Origin of the sequence: Stenotrophomonas sp. A3_2 (assembly GCF_036624925.1) — a bacterium.
In the GTDB taxonomy this organism is placed as follows: domain Bacteria; phylum Pseudomonadota; class Gammaproteobacteria; order Xanthomonadales; family Xanthomonadaceae; genus Stenotrophomonas; species Stenotrophomonas hibiscicola.
Window position 1 is genome coordinate 1 of record NZ_JAZKVY010000106.1, and the last position, 403, is coordinate 403.

The 403-nt window shown below is 74.2% G+C and carries 1 protein-coding gene; it reads right to left on the bottom strand.

The window, feature by feature from the left end; genetic code table 11:
- Window positions 1-403: ABC transporter permease subunit (locus tag R5H29_RS02290; RefSeq protein WP_332328672.1), on the bottom strand; the 403-nt coding region annotated here is incomplete at both ends.

Consider the following 403-nt stretch of genomic DNA (forward strand, 5'->3'; position numbering starts at 1 on the left):
CCAGGGCGACGGAGCAGAGCGAGAGGCGGGCGGCGGTGCGGGCGCCGTCCACCGTTTCCAGCGCCGAATAGATCGCCAGCGGCAGGGTCTGCGTCTGCCCCGGAATGTTGGCGGCGAAGGTGATCACGGCGCCGAATTCGCCGAGCGAGGCGGTGAAGCCCAGCACCGCGGCGAGCTGTACGCGGGGGAGGGCGAGCGGCAGGGTGATGGAAAGGAACCGGTCCAGCCGCCCGGCGCCGAGCGTGCGCGCGGCGGCCAGGAGGCCTGGCTCCACCGCCTCGAGCGCCAGGCGGATGGCGCGCACCATGAGCGGCAGGATCATGATGCCGCAGGCCAGCGCCGCGCCCGCCGTGGTGAAGGGCAGGTGGACGCCGAACCGCGACGCAAGCCACGCGCCGAGCGG